Source organism: Streptomyces sp. NPDC048419 (assembly GCF_043200415.1).
Classification (GTDB): Bacteria; Actinomycetota; Actinomycetes; order Streptomycetales; family Streptomycetaceae; genus Streptomyces.
Map to the genome: position 1 here is coordinate 37622 of NZ_JBICXT010000005.1, position 18117 is coordinate 55738.

The 18117-nt window shown below is 72.3% G+C and carries 14 protein-coding genes; 7 read left to right on the forward strand and 7 right to left on the reverse strand.

Annotated features, from left to right (window positions below; all coding sequences use genetic code 11):
• Nucleotides 1-216: 216 nt before the first annotated feature.
• Nucleotides 217-708: a MarR family winged helix-turn-helix transcriptional regulator gene (locus tag ACGFYN_RS12930; protein WP_393865857.1), complete on the reverse strand. Its 492-nt coding sequence runs from the start codon at nt 706-708 to the stop codon at nt 217-219.
• A gap of 273 nt (nt 709-981) precedes the next feature.
• Here ACGFYN_RS12930 and ACGFYN_RS12935 point away from each other — a divergent pair, with 273 nt between their 5' ends.
• A complete protein-coding gene (locus ACGFYN_RS12935; protein ID WP_393865858.1) occupies nt 982-1809 on the forward strand; it encodes a lysozyme in 828 nt (275 codons plus the stop codon).
• 81 nt (nt 1810-1890) lie between these two features.
• Here ACGFYN_RS12935 and lon read toward each other — a convergent pair whose 3' ends face one another.
• The gene (lon, locus tag ACGFYN_RS12940) at nt 1891-4311 is read right to left on the reverse strand and encodes an endopeptidase La (protein ID WP_393865859.1); all 2421 of its coding nucleotides are present in this window, start codon (nt 4309-4311) and stop codon (nt 1891-1893) included.
• A gap of 367 nt (nt 4312-4678) precedes the next feature.
• Between lon and ACGFYN_RS12945 the strand changes: the two genes are divergently transcribed.
• On the forward strand, nt 4679-5074 hold the full coding sequence (locus tag ACGFYN_RS12945) for a sulfatase-like hydrolase/transferase (protein WP_393865860.1): 396 nt from the start codon (nt 4679-4681) through the stop codon (nt 5072-5074).
• Here the strand turns inward: ACGFYN_RS12945 and ACGFYN_RS12950 are convergent.
• The 4 genes from ACGFYN_RS12950 to ACGFYN_RS12965 all read right to left on the reverse strand — a co-directional run bounded on the left by ACGFYN_RS12950 (nt 5049) and on the right by ACGFYN_RS12965 (nt 10034).
• A complete protein-coding gene (locus ACGFYN_RS12950; protein ID WP_393865861.1) occupies nt 5049-5804 on the reverse strand; it encodes a rhomboid-like protein in 756 nt (251 codons plus the stop codon). The two genes, ACGFYN_RS12945 and ACGFYN_RS12950, sit on opposite strands and share 26 nt — an antisense overlap.
• A gap of 156 nt (nt 5805-5960) precedes the next feature.
• Entirely contained in the window at nt 5961-6374 is a 414-nt protein-coding gene (locus ACGFYN_RS12955; protein ID WP_393865862.1) for a hypothetical protein, read from the reverse strand.
• The gene (locus ACGFYN_RS12960) at nt 6371-6745 is read right to left on the reverse strand and encodes a hypothetical protein (RefSeq protein ID WP_393865863.1); all 375 of its coding nucleotides are present in this window, start codon (nt 6743-6745) and stop codon (nt 6371-6373) included. Before ACGFYN_RS12960 ends, ACGFYN_RS12955 begins: the two co-directional genes overlap by 4 nt.
• An 85-nt stretch (nt 6746-6830) precedes the next feature.
• The gene (locus tag ACGFYN_RS12965; protein WP_393865864.1) at nt 6831-10034 is read right to left on the reverse strand and encodes an ATP-binding protein; all 3204 of its coding nucleotides are present in this window, start codon (nt 10032-10034) and stop codon (nt 6831-6833) included.
• 153 nt (nt 10035-10187) lie between these two features.
• Between ACGFYN_RS12965 and ACGFYN_RS12970 the strand changes: the two genes are divergently transcribed.
• The 5 genes from ACGFYN_RS12970 (at nt 10188) to ACGFYN_RS12990 (ending at nt 17202) form a co-directional block, all read left to right on the forward strand.
• Complete coding sequence (locus tag ACGFYN_RS12970; protein ID WP_393865865.1) at nt 10188-10865, forward strand: spermidine synthase; 678 nt, start codon at nt 10188-10190, stop codon at nt 10863-10865.
• Nucleotides 10866-10998: 133 nt separating this feature from the next.
• Nucleotides 10999-11736 (forward strand): response regulator transcription factor, encoded by a 738-nt coding sequence (locus ACGFYN_RS12975; RefSeq protein WP_393865866.1) that lies wholly within the window; start codon nt 10999-11001, stop codon nt 11734-11736.
• Nucleotides 11733-12839 carry an ATP-binding protein gene (locus ACGFYN_RS12980; RefSeq protein ID WP_393865867.1) on the forward strand — a complete coding sequence of 369 codons (1107 nt, stop codon included), beginning with the start codon at nt 11733-11735 and terminating at the stop codon, nt 12837-12839. The genes ACGFYN_RS12975 and ACGFYN_RS12980 overlap by 4 nt, the downstream gene beginning before the upstream one ends.
• A gap of 291 nt (nt 12840-13130) precedes the next feature.
• Nucleotides 13131-16937, forward strand: a complete 3807-nt coding sequence (locus ACGFYN_RS12985; RefSeq protein WP_393865868.1) for a multifunctional oxoglutarate decarboxylase/oxoglutarate dehydrogenase thiamine pyrophosphate-binding subunit/dihydrolipoyllysine-residue succinyltransferase subunit — start codon at nt 13131-13133, stop codon at nt 16935-16937.
• 85 nt (nt 16938-17022) lie between these two features.
• Nucleotides 17023-17202 (forward strand): DUF6104 family protein, encoded by a 180-nt coding sequence (locus tag ACGFYN_RS12990; RefSeq protein WP_003992906.1) that lies wholly within the window; start codon nt 17023-17025, stop codon nt 17200-17202.
• A 51-nt stretch (nt 17203-17253) separates the two neighbouring features.
• Here ACGFYN_RS12990 and ACGFYN_RS12995 read toward each other — a convergent pair whose 3' ends face one another.
• Nucleotides 17254-18105 (reverse strand): hypothetical protein, encoded by an 852-nt coding sequence (locus ACGFYN_RS12995; protein WP_393865869.1) that lies wholly within the window; start codon nt 18103-18105, stop codon nt 17254-17256.
• Nucleotides 18106-18117: the final 12 nt, after the last annotated feature.

An 18117-nucleotide genomic window follows, 5' to 3' on the forward strand; every position in this document is an offset into this window, starting at 1 on the left:
TGTCCGGGCGGACCAGGCGCCCCTACAGCGCGGGAGGCCGAGGGCTCTGGCCCGATCAGGCGTGCCCAGGCGCCGCGGCCAGGACGGCGGCAGGCCGGGGGCACAGGCCCGAACAGCCGTGATCGGGCGGGCCCAAGCGCCGCGACCAGGGCGGCAGCAGGCCCGGCCGCCGGGATCGCAGCGGCCCGGACCCGCGTCGCGGCGAGGCGGTGTTCGCTACTTCTCCATGCCTCGGTTCAACTGGCTGAGCAGGCGTGCCAGTTCCGCGACCTCGTGGCGGTTCCAGTGGTTGAGCTGGCTGACGTAGCGGGCCCGGCGGGCGTCGCGGACCTTGCGGACGCGGTCGTGGCCCTCGTCCGTGAGGTGGACCAGCCAGGCGCGGCCGTCGGCGGGGTCGGGTTCGCGGGCGACCAGGCCGAGGTCCTCCAGGGCACGCAGCTGGCGGGACATGGTGGCCTTGCCGACGCCGATGTAGGCGGCGAGTTCCGTGGCGCGCTGGCGGCCGCACTCGTCGAGGCGGATCAGCAGGCCGTACGCCGCCGACTCCAGATCGGGGTGGACCTCACGGGCCATCTCCCCCTGGTTGGCGCGGGCGCGCCGGAAAAGGATCGTCAACTCGCGCTCCAGGGACAGGTATTCCTGGTCTGCACCACTCGGTGACGGTTGAGCCGGGAGTCGGCGCTCGTCCCCGTTTTCGCCTTCGTGCACGTCAGTCCCTGCCTCGGTTTTCCTGAGCCTGAAAGTTTCCGCCGAACCCCGCCGTTGCCGCAGCTCCCCAAGTATTTCGCAGGGCTAGACCAACGGCAGACTCCGACCCCTCTTCCACGCACTCTTCTACGTGCGTAGCTTCGATACCAGGCACCGACTGACATGCCCACACCATCCCTCCCGATGGCGGGGCACCGGCCTCGTACGGCCCTGCACTCCCGCCGTACGGGCGCCCTCCCCCACAGAGCATCACCGAGCTTTCGGAGGCACGCCATGCCCGTGCACAGACCCGGACCGGTACACCCCCGGCGCCCCTTGCTCGCCGGACTCCTGCTCGCCGCCCTCTCGCTCGTCCTCGCCGTCCCCGCCGCCCCCGCCTCCGCGGCGGACACCCCCGCCCGCGGCTCCGCCCGCATGGGCGTGGGCGTCGCCGCCCACGACGGCAGCGGCGGCACCCCCTCCTCCGCCGACGCCACCCAGACCGAGGGCGTCGACGTCTCCGGCTACCAGGGCAACGTCGCCTGGTCGACCCTGTGGAGCAGCGGCGTCAAGTGGGCCTACACCAAGGCGACCGAGGGGACGTACTACACGAACCCCTACTTCGCCCAGCAGTACAACGGCTCGTACAACGTCGGCATGATCCGCGGCGCGTACCACTTCGCCACCCCCGACACCACCAGCGGCGCCACTCAGGCCAACTACTTCGTCGACCACGGCGGCGGCTGGTCCAAGGACGGCAAGACCCTCCCCGGCGTCCTCGACATCGAGTGGAACCCCTACGGCGCCGAGTGCTACGGCAAGTCCGCGAGCGCGATGGTCGGCTGGATCGCCGACTTCCTGAACACCTACAAGGCCCGCACGGGACGGGACGCCGTGATCTACACGGCCACCAGCTGGTGGACCGACTGCACCGGCAACTACGGCGGCTTCGCGGCCGCCAACCCGCTGTGGATCGCCCGGTACGCGTCGACCGTGGGGACGCTTCCGGCCGGCTGGGGCTACTACACGATGTGGCAGTACACCTCGTCCGGGCCGACCGTCGGCGATCACGACAAGTTCAACGGCGCCCTCGACCGCGTCGTCGCCCTCGCCAACGGCTGACGTACGACCGACACCAGGCGCGAGAAGAAGGCCCGGGCCTCCCTCACGGGGCACGGGCCTTCCCTCACCCGATGGCGTCCGTCACGCCGCCACCGGAACCTCCGGCGCCGCCTCGCTCGTGGCGGGCGCCAGCGCCAGCTCCAGGACCTGGCGGACGTCGGTCACGGCGTGGACGTCGAGCTTGTCCAGCACCTCGGCCGGGACGTCGTCCAGGTCGGCCTCGTTGCGCTTGGGGATGATCACGGTCTTCACACCGGCGCGGTGCGCGGCGAGCAGCTTCTGCTTCACGCCGCCGATCGGCAGCACCCGGCCGGTCAGCGAGACCTCGCCGGTCATGGCCACGTCCGTGCGGAGCAGCCGGCCCGACAGCAGCGACGCCAGCGCCGTCGTCATCGTGATGCCGGCGCTCGGGCCGTCCTTCGGGACCGCGCCCGCCGGGAAGTGGATGTGCACGCCGCGGTCCTTCAGGTCCGCGACCGGCAGCTCCAGCTCGGCGCCGTGGCTGCGCAGGAAGCTCAGCGCGATCTGCGCCGACTCCTTCATCACGTCGCCCAGCTGACCGGTGAGGGTCAGGCCCGCCGCGCCCGTCTCCGGGTCTGCGAGCGACGCCTCCACGAAGAGGACGTCACCGCCAGCGCCGGTCACCGCGAGGCCCGTCGCCACGCCCGGGACCGCCGTACGGCGCTCCGCCGGGTCCTGCGCGGACTCCGGGACGTGGTGCGGCCATCCGATCAGGGCGCGCAGGTCGGCGTCCGTGATCGTGAACGGCAGCTCGCGGTCGCCCAGTTCGTGCTGCGCCGCGACCTTGCGGAGCAGCCGGGCGATCGAACGCTCCAGGGTGCGCACACCCGCCTCGCGCGTGTACTCGCCGGCGAGCTTGCGCAGGGCGCTCTCGTCCAGGGTCACCTCGTCCTTGTCCAGGCCCGCCCGCTCCAGCTGGCGCGGGAGCAGGTGGTCGCGGGCGATGACGACCTTCTCGTCCTCGGTGTATCCGTCCAGGCGCACGAGTTCCATACGGTCCAGGAGGGCTTCGGGGATTGCCTCCAGGACGTTCGCCGTGGCGAGGAACACGACGTCCGACAGATCGAGCTCGACCTCCAGGTAGTGGTCGCGGAAGGTGTGGTTCTGCGCCGGGTCCAGGACCTCCAGGAGTGCGGCCGCCGGGTCGCCCCGGAAGTCGGACCCCACCTTGTCGATCTCGTCGAGCAGGACGACCGGGTTCATCGAGCCGGCCTCCTTGATCGCGCGCACGATCCGGCCGGGCAGCGCGCCGACGTACGTACGGCGATGGCCGCGGATCTCGGCCTCGTCGCGGACGCCGCCGAGGGCGACGCGGACGAACTTGCGGCCCATGGCGTGCGCGACCGACTCGCCGAGCGAGGTCTTGCCGACGCCGGGCGGGCCGACGAGGGCCAGGACGGCACCGCCGCGCCGGCCGCCGATGACACCGAGACCGCGGTCGGTACGGCGCTTGCGCACCGCCAGGTACTCGGTGATCCGCTCCTTCACGTCCTCCAGGCCGGAGTGCTCGGCGTCCAGGACGGCCTTGGCGCCCTGGATGTCGTACGCATCCTCGGTCCGTTCGTTCCACGGCAGTTCGAGGACCGTGTCCAGCCAGGTGCGGATCCAGGAGCCCTCGGGCGACTGGTCGCTGGAGCGCTCGAGCTTGTCGACCTCCTTGAGGGCCGCCTCCCGGACGTTCTCCGGCAGGTCGGCGGACTCGACCCGGGCGCGGTAGTCGTCGGACTCCTCGGCGGAGTCCTTGCCGTCGCCGTTCAGCTCGCGCAGTTCCTTGCGCACGGCTTCCAGCTGACGGCGCAGCAGGAACTCCCGCTGCTGCTTGTCGACGCCCTCCTGGACGTCCTTGGCGATGGTCTCGGCCACGTCCTGCTCGGCCAGGTGGTCGCGCAGGTGCTGGGTGGCGAGCTTGAGACGGGCGACCGGGTCGGCCGTCTCCAGCAGTTCGATCTTCTGCTCGGTGGTCAGGAAGGGCGAGTAACCGGAGTTGTCGGCCAGCTGGGACACGTCGTCGATGGCCTGCACACGGTCCACGACCTGCCAGGCGGCGCGCTTGCGCAGCCAGGCGGTGGCGAGGGCCTTGTACTCCTTGACCAGTTCGGTGACGTGGCCGGGCAGCGGCTCGGGCACGCTCTCGTCGATCCTCGTCCCCTCGACCCACAGCGCGGCACCCGGCCCGGTGGTGCCGGCGCCGATCTGCACACGGCCGCGGCCGCGGATCAGGGCGCCCGGGTCACCGTCGGCCAGCCGGCCGACCTGCTCGATCGTGCCGAGCACGCCGGTGCTCGGGTAGGTCCCGTCGACACGTGGAACGAGCAGCACCTTCGGCTTTCCCGGTTCCGACCGGGCGGCGGCCTGGGCGGCCTCCACCGCGGCGCGTACGTCGGCGTCGTTCAGGTCCAGCGGTACGACCATCCCGGGGAGGACTACCTCGTCGTCGAGCGGCAGTACGGGCAGGGTGAGCGATGTGGACGTCGAAGCCATGATCTCCCCTTCGGCAGTCAAGTTGAGTTATGCCGACTCAATGCTTGGCGTTCCGCCGTTGTTCCCGGGTCTCCGTGTCGTTCGCTGTCAGCGATCACGGAGCCGGGAGGCATCGCGTGCGCACCGGCGTTCACAGGCAGACTCCGCACACTGCAAGCTCGTACGACGGAACGACGGGGGACTTGGGGAAGCCGATGAGCGAGGAACGGCGGCGGGGACCGCGGTTCCCCTGGTGGCGCGGGGTACGGGACTCGGCGACACAACGGCCCCGCCGACCGCCACCGCACGTAACGCCGTCGCCCGCAGGACTGTTCCGCCGACGCCGTACCGGCGGCCCCGCTCCGACGACCGGCCCAGCATCCTTCTCGTGCTGACGGACGACCAGCCGAAGGAGACGGACCGGGCGATCCCCCGGACACTCGACCGACTGGGCGGACAGGGCGTCACCTTCGGGCGGGCGCACACTGGCACCCCGCTGTGCGCGCCGTCGCGCGCCTCGATCATGTCGGGCCGGTACGCGCATCACCACGGTGTCCTCGACACCCGCCACCCCTACCACCTCGACCAGCACACCACCGTGCAGCGGCAGCTGCGGGCGGCCGGCTACCGCACGGGGCTGTTCGGCAAGTACCTCAACTACTGGCACACCGGCGACGATCCGCCGCACTTCTCGGTGTTCCGGGGCTGGCCCGGAAGCTGGCCGCGGCGCGCGGGACCGGTTCCTAGGGGGCCGGGGCCTACGCCTCCCGGTGCCAGCGCCTGATCAGCGGCCAGGTGGCGACGCCTATCCCGAGCGAGATCAGATGGCCCCAGCTGGTCATCGGGTCGGTGAACTCGAGCAGGCCCTGGACCAGCATGCCGCCGAACAGGACCAGCACCGGCCAGCGCAGCCACGGCCTCAGCAGTCCCGCGAGAGCGCCCACACTGGCGGCCACGCCGAAGCTGATGCCATAGTCGAGGCGGTGCAGGGAGCTGTCGGGGAGGTGGCCCACCAGGACCGCGAGGCCGACGGTGCCCTCGGTCGCGAGGGTGGCGAGGACCTGCCCGGCGAGGAAGACGACGGCCGTGCGGGCCCCGCCTATCCGCCGCTCCAGCGCGGTCAGGACGAGCAGGAAGCAGACGACGTACGGCGAGACGAGGCCGCCCGCAACCCACATCGCGCTCGCCAGCAGCACCAGCGCGGGTGACTGCACCAGGTGCGCCACATCGGTGCTGGACGCCTGTTGCAGGGATTGCACCAGGGACGAGGAGCCGTACGTGCTGAGCACCGAGGTGAGCGCCAGGACGGCCGCGTAGCCGAAAGTGAACGGCGTGCCGGCGGGCGTCGGCAGCAGGCGCCAGGGACGGCGAAGGGCCCGGGCGAAGGGGGCGGGCGCGAGAGGGCCCGCGAGGTGCGGCCCGCCGCGCTGACGCGGCATCCCGTCCAGGAGTTCGGACACATCGGGAAGGGGCGCGGCCGAGGGGTCTGTTCTGGCCGTCGCGGTGGGTTCCACGGTGGGGCGCTCCTTCCGTCGCGCACCACCCTTGGCAACCACAGGGGCCTCTGTCTGTGACCGACACCACGCGAGAGCCGATTCACAGCAACCTCTCAAGCTTTTCGTGCGTCCGGCTTCCCGTGCGTCCGCAGGCGGCTCACGGCCCGAGCAGGGTCACGGCCTGAGGAGAGCCACCTCCTTGGCGTGGGCGGTGCGGGTCGCCGTGTCCCAGTCGCCGGTGCAGTAGATCGATGCCTCGCCGATGGCGCCGTCGCGCACTTCGGCGCGCATCAACTCCCGGCAGTACCAGGCACCTTGCCCGTCCACCCAGGACTCCTCGAACTCCAGGACGAACCCGGTGGGGGTGGGGTCCACGCGGTGGCGCGGCACCGTGCCGCGAGCGGGGTGGCTGCGCCGGCGCAACGCGACGACTTCGTCGCGCCCCCGGGTCTGCAGCCGCCACTGCGGCAGGGTCAGATCGAGGAAGACGTCGTCCGTGAACAGCCCCTCGGGGGCGGTGCCGGTCTCCAGGAACTGCACGAAGAGACGGGTGAGTTGCCCGATCCGGGTGTCCGTCCCGGTGGTCATGACGTCGCCCCCGCGAGGTTGCGGCCGACGACCTCCATCGTGCGGTTCAGCTCCGCGGTGGGGCTGAACTCGACGACCTCGGTACCGGCGAAGACGAGCGGGAGGTGGCCGGGTGCGCCGTAATAGGCGTCGCCCGCGTGGAAGACCTCGTCGTGGTCGGCGTACCGGAACACGATCCGGCCGGAGAGGACCTGGCCCCAGTGCGGGCACTGGCAGCGGTCGTCGGGCAGGCCCCGGAAGAGCGGGGCGGGGTCCATGTCCTGCTTCATGGTCTCGTAGGCGACCGTGTACGGGCCGATCTCGGCGTAGCGCCCCTCGATGACGGGCTCGTCGACCTTGAGCTCGGCCTCGGCCTTGGTGGTGCGCGGCATGGTGTCCTGCCTTCCCTCGGAGCCTCGCGCTTCAGCGCTTCACCCAGGAGGCGTGAGATCGCACGGCACGGTGTGAGGTGTGGCCTCACAGCCGCCACGCGGGCGGCTGTTCGGGCTCGTAGACGCAGAGGGTGCCGGTGCGCAGGGCCGTCGCGAGGTGGCGGCCGAGTTCGGGGTGGACGTCGGTGACGCGCCGCACCGCGGCCCGGATGCGGGCGGTGACGGCGGTGCGGGCACGTTCGGCGTGCGAGCCCGTGCGGCGCACCCGGCCCCCGATGCCGTACGCGGCCGCGAGCTGCCCGACGAGAGCGTCCCGCTCCACGGCGATCCGCTCCGAGCGTCCGGCGTCCCCGGCCTGGTCGGCGTCCCGGCCCTCCTCCTCCAGCTCCCGCAGCCTGCGCCGGTAGGCGGCCCGGGCGGTGGCGTCGACGACCTCGCCGGTGTCGCCCTGGGGATGCAGACCTCCGGCGTCCTGCCCCCGGCCGTCCGCTGCCGCCAGTTCCACGGCGGGGACCGGCGTGCCCGGACGGGCGAGCAGGACGGCGATGTCGTGCAGGCCCTTGCTGGCCGGGAGCCGCACGTCGCGGCCGGCGTAGCGGAGATGCCAGAGGGGCCCTTCGCGGCGGAAGAGAGAGGTGTCGTCAGCGGATGGGCGCGGCCGGGGCGCGGTCCCCGCGCCGGATGCTCCCGGGTGCCCCGGATCCGCCGTCTCCGCCGCGATGCGCTCCGCCAGCGCCACCGCGCCCACCGCCTCGGCGGCCTGCAACGCCCGCTCCCGGTGCTCACGGGTGCGGTGCGGGTCCCCGAGAGCCGCCGCGAGCAGGGCGAGATGACGGTCGACCGGGCCGCGGACCGCCGCGCCGATGCCTTCCACCACGAACAGGCCGGCGTACGGGACGAGCAGGTCGTAGAGGAGGGAGGCGCTGCGGTGGGAGCCCACGGCGGCCACCGTCTCCGCGGCCTGCGCCACCATCGGGAGCCACTCGCTGTCACGGGGCGCCCCGGCGAGCCGGGGTGCGACGGCCGAGAGGCGGCGGGCCGCCTCGTCGGGACGGCCGAACTGCGCCGCCAGGAGGGCGAGCGTGACGTGGGGCCACAGCATCGGGGACCGCTCCAGAACGGACGCCGCGGCGCGCACCCGTTCCAGTCCTGCCGTGTCGCCCATGTCGGCGTACAGGCACCAGCGCTGGGTGACGGCGAGCAGGTCCGCGTTGCCGCTGCCGGCCTTGCGCCCCAGCTCCTCCACCTCGTCGAGCGCGGCCGCGCAGTCGTCGTAGCGGCCCTCCATCAACGCGCGCGTGCCGCGCCACAACGGCACGTACCAGGCGTACAGGGGACGCCGGAGCGGGCGCACGGTCGTCTCGTACGCCGCCGCCTCCGCGTCGGCCTCGGCGAACGCGCCGGTCTCCATCAGGGCGACCAGCCGCAGCCGCCGGCCGAGGAGTTCGAGCACCGGGTCGCGCAGGTCGCGGGCGGTCCCCACGATCTCCGCGGTCCAGGCGAGCCGGTCCCGGCAGTGGTCGGGACCGGGCCGCGCGTCGCACAGTGCGGCCAGCGCCGGGCCGATCGTCGCGGGGTCGCCCGCCTCGCGGGCGGTGCGGACAGCCTCCTCGGCGAGCGCGATCCGGTGCTTCTCCGGTTCCACGAGCCCGGCGGCGAGCGACAGCCGCGCGGTGACGCCGGCGCGCAGGGCGGTGTACCGGGGCTCGGCGGCGAGCGCGGCGCGCGCCTCGGTCAGCAGATCGAGCTGCTCACGGTCCTCCAGGTCGACCTCGAACCCCACTGCCCCGGTCCCCAGCCCCAACGCGGCGCGCGCCACCAGATCAGCCCGCCCCGCCTCCCGCGCCATCCCGGCGGCCCTGAGCAACGCGTCCCGCGCCGCCTCGCGCTCCCCGGCCCCGAGCCGCGCGGAACCCAGCCCGAGCAGCGCCTCGGTGATCTCGACACGTACGGCGGGAGGCGCGGCCGTTTCTCCGTCCCCGCTGCCCACCTCCCCGCTCCCCGTCTCCCCGGCCGCCTCCCATGCCTCCACCGCCCGCTCGTACCACCGGGCCGCGTCCTCGAACGCGCACAGCCCCTGAGCCCGGACCGCCGCCTCGCGCGCGTACCCGGCGGCTTCCCCGGCCTGTTCGGGCCCGGAGAGCAGGAGGTGGTGGGCGACCTCCGCGGGAGCGGTGTCGCGGCCGCGGCGGGCGTAGCCGGCCAGGACCTGGGCGGCGGCGCGGTGCAGGGCGGCGCGTTCGGCGGGGGCGAGGGTGTCGTGCACCGCGTCGCGCAGCAGGTCGTGCCGGAAGGCGCCGCGGTCGGCCTCCGCCTCGGCCAGCAGCCCGGCCCCGGCGGCCTCGCCGAGCAGCGCCCGCACCTCGCCCAGCGGCACCTCCGCGGTCTCGGCGAGCACGTCGAGCCGGAAGCGGGTGCCGAGGACGGCGGCCACGTCCAGCACCCGCGCGGCCCGCGGGGTGAGGTCGCCCAGCCGGTCGCGTACGGCGTCGCGGACGGCGACCGTGGAGCGGGCGGGACCGTCCCACCGGCCGCTGCGCAGCAGTTCGGTGACGAAGAACGCGTCGCCGCCCGTCCGCCGTACCAGGGAACACAGCGCGTCCGGCGCGGGCGCCGCCCCCGTGACCGCCTCCACCAGCGCCGCGACGTCCCGTTCGGCCAGCGGCCCGAGCGGCAGCGACCGCCCACGGCGCAGCAGCTGCGCACGGGCCCGGCCACGGCCGCCGTCCATGCCCTGCCGCCAGGCCGTGTCGTCGTCGCGGGCCGTCGCCAGGAGCAGCACCCCGCAGGTGCGGGCCGCGTCCGCGGTCTCCAGCAGCAGCCGCAGCGAGGACGCGTCGGCGGCGTGCACGTCGTCCAGCACGAGGAGCAGCGGCCCGCGCCGGGCGGCCGTGGCAAGCACCTCGGCCACGTCGCCCGCGAGTCGCAGCCGTGCCGTCTCCGGGTCGGCGCCGCGCGGTACGCCCGGGGCCGACCCGGCCACCAGGGCTCGCAGCGGCGGCGAGGCGGTCACCAGCCGCCCGCAGCGCACGTCGTCGGCGACCAGCTCGCGCAGCAGCCGCGACCACGGGCGGAAGGCTCGCCCGGCCGTCTGCGGCGGGCACCAGGTCCACCGGGTGCGGAACGCGTCCGCCTGCGCGGCGGCCTCCTCGGCGGTACGGGTCTTGCCCGCGCCGGCGGGTCCTATGAGGGTGACGAGTCCGCCCCGCCCGGACGCGGCGCGGTCCAGGGCGGCCCGCAGCTCGCCCAGCACGTCCTCGCGTCCCACGAACGGGTAATTCGCGGCCATGGCAGCCACCACGCACTTCTCGCCGGCCTCGCGGGCCTCCCGCTGCTTCGAGCGTAGGCACGAGCGGCGGCCCGCGCGAGGCGCACGCCGCACCCGCCCCGGTCCCCCGGAAATCCCCCTGGCCGCAACCCCTGGTTCAGGCAGGATGGGCCCATGACCGCCACCTACGACACCCCTGTGGTCCTGGACCGTCGTCAGGGCCCGTTCGGCGAGGTCGTGCTGCGCCGGCACGGGGCGCTGCTGCAGATCATCGCCAACGGCTGCTTCCTGATGGACACCTCGGACGGCCGCTCGGAGCGGTTGCTGATCGACGCCGCGCGCGACGCCGTGGGCCCCCGCCCGCGGCCGCACGTGCTGATCGGCGGGCTCGGCGTGGGGTTCTCGCTCGCACATGCGGCGGCCGACCCGTACTGGGAGGCGATCACGGTCGTGGAGCGCGAGCGCGCCATCGTCGACTGGCACCGCGACGGACCGCTCGCCGCCTTTTCGGCGCGGGCCGTCGCCGACCGGCGCACGGAGATCGTCGAGGCGGATCTGATCACGTACGTGAATGAGACATCCGCCACGTACGACGCCCTGTGCCTGGACATCGACAACGGCCCCGGCTGGACCGTCACCGAGGGCAACGAGGGGCTCTACTCGCCGGCCGGACTCACAAGCTGCGCAAGGGTGTTGAAGCCGGGCGGCATATTGGCCGTCTGGTCGGCCCAGCCCTCTCCGGATTTCGAAGAAACCTTGTGGAATGCCGGGTTCCAGCGGGTGCGTACCGAAGAGATCCCGGTTGCCCGGGGCGTTCCGGACGTCGTACACATCGCCGTCCGACCTGGATAGCCGCGGGACGGTGACTCCCCGTACTCTGCTTCTCTGACGCGGATCATTCAAGCGTCAATCGCAAGCATGCGCAGGCAAAGCCAGTCAGAAGGAATGACCCCACGCATTCCGGAAAGCAACTCAGGGGCGGGCGATGGAGCAGACCCACACATCCCACAACGGCACGACGGCGACGCCGGGCGCACAGCGCCGGGTTCTGGTGGTCGAGGACGACCCGACCATCGTCGAAGCCATCGCGACCCGCCTGCGCGCAGAGGGCTTCCTCGTGCAGACCGCGGGCGACGGCCCGGCCGCCGTCGACACCGCCGAGGCCTGGCAGCCCGACCTGCTGATCCTCGACATCATGCTGCCCGGCTTCGACGGTCTGGAGGTCTGCCGCCGTGTGCAGGCCCAGCGCCCGGTGCCGGTGATGATGCTCACCGCGCGCGACGACGAGACCGACATGCTGGTCGGCCTCGGGGTCGGCGCCGACGACTACATGACCAAGCCGTTCTCCATGCGGGAGCTGGCCGCACGCGTGCACGTGCTGCTGCGCCGGGTCGAGCGGGCCGCGCTGGCGGCGGCGACGCCCAGGAGCGGCATCCTGCGCCTCGGCGAGCTGGAGATCGACCACGCACAGCGCCGGGTGCGCGTGCACTCGGAGGACGTGCACCTCACGCCCACCGAGTTCGACCTGCTGGTGTGCCTGGCGAACACCCCGCGCGCGGTGCTCTCCCGTGAGCAGCTGCTGGCCGAGGTGTGGGACTGGGCGGACGCCTCCGGCACCCGCACCGTCGACAGCCACATCAAGGCGCTGCGCCGGAAGATCGGCGCCGAGCGGATCCGCACGGTGCACGGCGTGGGCTACGCGCTGGAGACCCCGACGCCATGAGCGGCGGTCCAGCCGCAGGGCGAAGCCCCGGGGAGCCCTGGGGCGGGCTGCGCCCGTTCTCGATCAAGACGAAGCTGGGCGCACTGGTCGTCATCGCGGTCCTCATCACCACCGGGCTGATGATGATCGCGATGCGCACGGCGACGGAGCTGCGCTTCATCACCGTCTTCTCGATGGTCGCCACCCTGCTCATCACGCAGTTCGTGGCCCATTCGCTCACCGCGCCGCTGGACGACATGAACGCCGTCGCCCGCGCCATCTCGCACGGCGACTACACCCGCCGGGTGCGGGAGAACCGCCGCGACGAACTGGGCGACCTGGCTCAGACGATCAACCGCATGGCCGACGACCTGGAGGCCCAGGAGCGGCAGCGCAAGGAGCTGGTGGCGAACGTCTCGCACGAGCTGCGCACCCCCATCGCGGGCCTGAGGGCGGTCCTGGAGAACATCGTGGACGGCGTCTCGCCCGCCGACCCCGAGACCATGCGCACGGCGCTGAAGCAGACCGAGCGGCTCGGCCGGCTGGTGGAGACGCTGCTGGACCTCTCCCGGCTGGACAACGGCGTCGTGCCGCTGCGCCGCCGCCGCTTCGAGGTGTGGCCGTACCTGTCGGGCGTGCTGAAGGAGGCCAACATGGCCGTGCCCGCGCGCGCGGGCATCGCCTCCGGCTCAGGCACCCACACGCGTACGGACGTCCATCTGCACCTCGACGTCTCCCCGCCGGAGCTGACCGCGCAGGCGGACCCCGAGCGGATCCACCAAGTAGTGGCAAATCTCATCGACAACGCGGTCAAGCACAGCCCGCCGCACGGCCGGGTGACCGTGAAGGCGCGGCGTGGCGTGCAGCCCGAGTCGCTGGAGCTGGAGGTGCTCGACGAGGGCCCCGGCATTCCCCGCTCGGAGTGGCACCGCGTCTTCGAGCGCTTCAACCGCGGCAGCGCGGGCGCGTCCAACGGACAGGGCGGCGACGGCGGTACGGGGCTCGGGCTGGCGATCGCCCGCTGGGCCGTCGACCTGCACGGTGGCGCGATCGGCGTGGCCGAATCGGAACGGGGTTGCCGGATTCGTGTCACTCTTCCAGGAGAGACATCCGTTCAAAGTTGACGTAAGGTCCGAATCGGAGCCCCAAGATCCACGAGTGTCCGCGCTGACGGACACGTGTGATCAGGCACACGCCCGCAAGCTGGGCGCGACGGGCCTACTCAGGCGTTTCCCGCCCCCCGCATTTCGAAGCGGAACCCCGCTTGTTTCCCGCCATTTCCAGGCCCGAAACACGGTTTCCGGTGTGACTTACACGACGATGAACCTGCCCGGCCTCACCTTCGGGGTCTGGGGGGCGTAGCCTTTATTCCCGCTGTCCATCACCTTGTGAAGCGGAAGAGGGCGGTTGCCGCCGTGTCGCCACAGTCCCCCAGTAACTCGAGCATCTCGACCGACGCCGACCAAGCGGGCAAGAACCCCGCGGCCGCGTTCGGCCCCAACGAGTGGCTCGTCGACGAGATCTATCAGCAGTACCTCCAGGACCCGAATTCGGTAGACCGAGCCTGGTGGGACTTCTTCGCCGACTACAAGCCAGGGGCTGCCGCCTCGGCTCCGGCGGGTACTGCGGCCGCGGGGGCCGCAGAGACCACCTCCCCGGCGCCCGCGCCTGCCGCTCAGGCCCCGGCCGCCCCCGCGGCTCCGGCTCCCGCGCCGGCCCCCGCGGCCCCGAAGCCCGCGGCCGCCGCACCGGCGCCCGCGCAGCCGGCCGCCGCGAAGGCCCCCGCTCCGGCGCCGGCCAGGCCCGCCGCCGCCAAGCCCGCCGCCAAGGCCGAGCCCGCGACGGCGTCCGCCGGCGGCCCCGAGCTGGTGACCCTGCGCGGTCCCGCCGCCGCCGTGGCGAAGAACATGAACGCCTCGCTGGAGCTGCCCACGGCCACGTCCGTGCGCGCGGTCCCGGTGAAGCTGCTGTTCGACAACCGCATCGTCATCAACAACCACCTGAAGCGCGCCCGGGGCGGGAAGATCTCCTTCACGCACCTGATCGGCTACGCGATGGTGCAGGCCATCAAGGCCATGCCGTCGATGAACCACTCCTTCGCGGAGAAGGACGGCAAGCCGACCCTGGTCAAGCCGGAGCACGTCAACCTCGGCCTCGCCATCGACCTGGTGAAGCCCAACGGCGACCGCCAGCTCGTCGTCGCGGCCATCAAGAAGGCCGAGACGCTGAACTTCTTCGAGTTCTGGCAGGCCTACGAGGACATCGTCCGCCGCGCCCGCGACGGCAAGCTGACGATGGACGACTTCTCCGGCGTGACGGTCTCCCTGACCAACCCCGGCGGCCTCGGCACCGTCCACTCGGTCCCGCGCCTGATGCCCGGCCAGTCGGTCATCATGGGCGTCGGCTCCATGGACTACCCGGCCGAGTTCCAGGGCACCAGCCAGGACACCCTCAACAAGCTCGGCGTCTCCAAGGTCATGACGCTCACGTCGACCTACGACCACCGGGTCGTCCAGGGCGCCGCCTCCGGCGAGTTCCTGCGCCAGGTCGCGAACCTGCTGCTGGGCGAGAGCGGCTTCTACGACGAGATCTTCGAGGCCCTGCGCATCCCCTACGAGCCGGTCCGCTGGCTCAAGGACATCGACGCCAGCCACGACGACGACGTCACCAAGGCCGCCCGGGTCTTCGAGCTGATCCACTCCTACCGGGTCCGCGGCCACGTCATGGCCGACACCGACCCGCTGGAGTACCGCCAGCGCAAGCACCCCGACCTGGACATCACGGAGCACGGCCTCACGCTGTGGGACCTGGAGCGCGAGTTCGCCGTCGGCGGCTTCTCCGGCAAGTCCCTGATGAAGCTGCGCGACATCCTCGGCGTGCTGCGCGACTCGTACTGCCGCACCATCGGCATCGAGTTCATGCACATCCAGGACCCCAAGCAGCGCAAGTGGATCCAGGACCGCGTGGAGCGCCCGCACTCCAAGCCGGAGCGCGAGGAGCAGCTGCGCATCCTGCGCCGGCTGAACGCGGCGGAGGCCTTCGAGACCTTCCTGCAGACGAAGTACGTCGGCCAGAAGCGCTTCTCCCTGGAGGGCGGCGAGTCCGTCATCCCGCTGCTGGACGCGGTCCTCGACAGCGCCGCGGAGTCCCGCCTCGACGAGGTCGTCATCGGCATGGCCCACCGCGGCCGCCTGAACGTGCTGGCCAACATCGTCGGCAAGTCGTACGCGCAGATCTTCCGCGAGTTCGAGGGCAACCTCGACCCGAAGTCGATGCACGGCTCCGGTGACGTGAAGTACCACCTGGGCGCCCAGGGCACCTTCACCGGCCTGGACGGCGAGCAGATCAAGGTCACGCTGGCCGCCAACCCCTCCCACCTGGAGACGGTCGACCCGGTCATCGAGGGCATCGTCCGCGCCAAGCAGGACATCATCAACAAGGGCGGCACGGACTTCACCGTCCTGCCGGTCGCCCTGCACGGTGACGCGGCCTTCGCGGGCCAGGGCGTGGTGGCCGAGACCCTGAACATGTCGCAGCTGCGCGGCTACCGCACGGGCGGCACGGTCCACATCGTCATCAACAACCAGGTCGGCTTCACCGCCGCCCCGGAGTCCTCGCGTTCGTCGATGTACGCGACCGACGTGGCCCGCATGATCGAGGCCCCGATCTTCCACGTGAACGGCGACGACCCGGAGGCCGTGGTCCGCGTCGCGCGGCTCGCCTTCGAGTTCCGCCAGGCGTTCAACAAGGACGTGGTGATCGACCTCATCTGCTACCGCCGCCGCGGTCACAACGAGTCGGACAACCCGGCCTTCACCCAGCCGCTGATGTACGACCTGATCGACAAGAAGCGCTCGGTGCGCAAGCTCTACACCGAGTCCCTGATCGGTCGCGGCGACATCACCCTGGAAGAGGCCGAGCAGGCCCTGCAGGACTACCAGGGCCAGCTGGAGAAGGTCTTCACCGAGGTCCGCGAGGCCACGTCCCAGCCGGGCGTCTCCCCGGTGTCGGACCCGCAGGCCGAGTTCCCGGTCCCGGTGACCACCGCGATCACCTCGGAGGTCGTGAAGCGGATCGCCGAGTCCCAGGTCAACATCCCCGACCACTTCCACGTCCACCCGCGTCTGCTGCCGCAGCTGCAGCGCCGGGCGTCGATGGTCGAGGACGGCACGATCGACTGGGGCATGGGCGAGACCCTCGCCATCGGCTCGCTGCTGCTGGAGGGCACCCCGGTCCGGCTGTCCGGCCAGGACTCCCGCCGCGGCACCTTCGGCCAGCGCCACGCGGTCCTCATCGACCGCGAGACGGGCGAGGACTTCACCCCGCTCCAGTACCTCGCCGAGGAGCAGTCCCGCTACAACGTCTACGACTCCCTGCTCTCCGAGTACGCGGTCATGGGCTTCGAGTACGGCTACTCGCTGGCCCGCCCCGACGCGCTCGTGATGTGGGAGGCGCAGTTCGGCGACTTCGTCAACGGCGCGCAGACGGTCGTCGACGAGTACATCTCGGCGGCGGAGCAGAAGTGGGGCCAGACCTCCGGCGTCACGCTCCTGCTCCCCCACGGCTACGAGGGCCAGGGCCCGGACCACTCCTCGGCCCGCGTCGAGCGCTTCCTGCAGCTGTGCGCCCAGAACAACATGACGGTCGCGATGCCGACCCTGCCGTCGAACTACTTCCACCTCCTGCGGTGGCAGGTGCACAACCCGCACCACAAGCCGCTGGTGGTCTTCACCCCGAAGTCGATGCTGCGCCTGAAGGCCGCCGCGTCGAAGACGGACGAGTTCACCTCGGGTCAGTTCCGCCCCGTCATCGGCGACTCCACGGTCGACCCGGCCGCGGTCCGCAAGGTCGTCTTCGTGTCGGGCAAGCTGTACTACGACCTGGAGGCCGAGCGCACCAAGCGCGGCGCCACGGACATCGCGATCGTCCGCGTCGAGCGGCTCTACCCGCTGCCGGGCGCCGAGCTCCAGGCGGAGATCGCCAAGTACCCGAACGTCGAGAAGTACCTGTGGGCCCAGGAGGAGCCGGCGAACCAGGGTCCCTGGCCCTTCATCGCCCTCAACCTGATCGACCACCTCGACCTGGCGGTCGGCGCGGACATTCCGCACGGCGAGCGGCTGCGGCGCATCTCGCGCCCGCACGGCTCTTCGCCGGCGGTCGGTTCCGCGAAGCGGCACCAGGCCGAGCAGGAGCAGCTGGTGCGTGAGGTGTTCGAGGCGTAGCCGCTCTCGAGGGCCGTACGTGACCGGGCCGCACCCTCTTCGGAGGGTGCGGCCCGGCCGTTTGCGCGCACTTATCCTGGACGGCATGTACTTCACCGACCGTGGCATCGAAGAGCTGGAGAAACGGCGCGGCGAGGAGGAGGTCACCTTCGAGTGGCTCGCCGAGCAGCTGCGGACGTTCGTCGACCTGAACCCGGACTTCGAGGTGCCGGTGGAGCGACTGGCCACGTGGCTGGCACGGCTGGACGACGAGGACGACGAGTAGACGGTTCATCTCCGTGGGGCGCCCTTTCGGCGCCCGTTTCCCGTACGCCTCTCAGTCGCGCGGTCTCATCAGCTCGTACGCCACCCCCGCCGCCCCGTGCCCCAGCAACAGCAGCCCCGCCGCGATCCAGCCCCCGCTGCGCCGCCTTACGCCCCACACCGTGAGAGGAAGACCCGTCGCGACCTGGGCGAGGACCAGGGCGCGGGACCGTGGGGTGCCGGACCAGGGCATCCAGGGGGCGAGGCGGCTGCTGTGCACGGCGTCGAGTTCCGTGCGGACCGCTTCGCGCAGGCCGGGGCGTTCGAGGGCGCGGGTGTCCTGATGGGCGCCGGCGGCCTCACGGAGGCGGTCGGCGGGATCGCCGGGGGTGAGGCCGGCGGGCAGGGAGACCCCCGCGCGCGTGAGGACCGCGAGCAGGGCACGCAGGCGCGCGCGTGCGTCGGCGCCGGGGTCGGCCTTGGTCAGGTGGTCCAGGGCCTGTACGTCCAGCACCGGGTCCAGGCCCAGACGGGCCGCGAAGGTGCGCATCGCCTCGTCCTCGCCCGCCGGGGTGCCGTTCGCCAGCCAGACGTAGCCGACGGGACGGCGGAAGCCGGAGGCCAGGGTGTAGCCGGCGCGGTCGGCGTCCCACCACAGCGCGAGTACGGGCCAGGGGGCGCCGACGGCGAGCGCGGTGGCCCAGCCGGTCAGGACGCGGTCGACGGGTTCACCGCCGTCCCGCCACGGCCCGCCCTCGGGGACGAGGACGCTCCAGGTGTCTCCGGCGCCGGCGAGCAGCATCGGCTCGCTCAGCAGACGGGCGGCGAGGGCGACGGATTCGGGTGCCGCCCGGCAGAGCAGCAGGGCGCCGGGTGCGGGGCCGGTGGGACCGGCCGGACCGGTGCGAGGGTGTTCCGTCGACATGCTCACAAACTA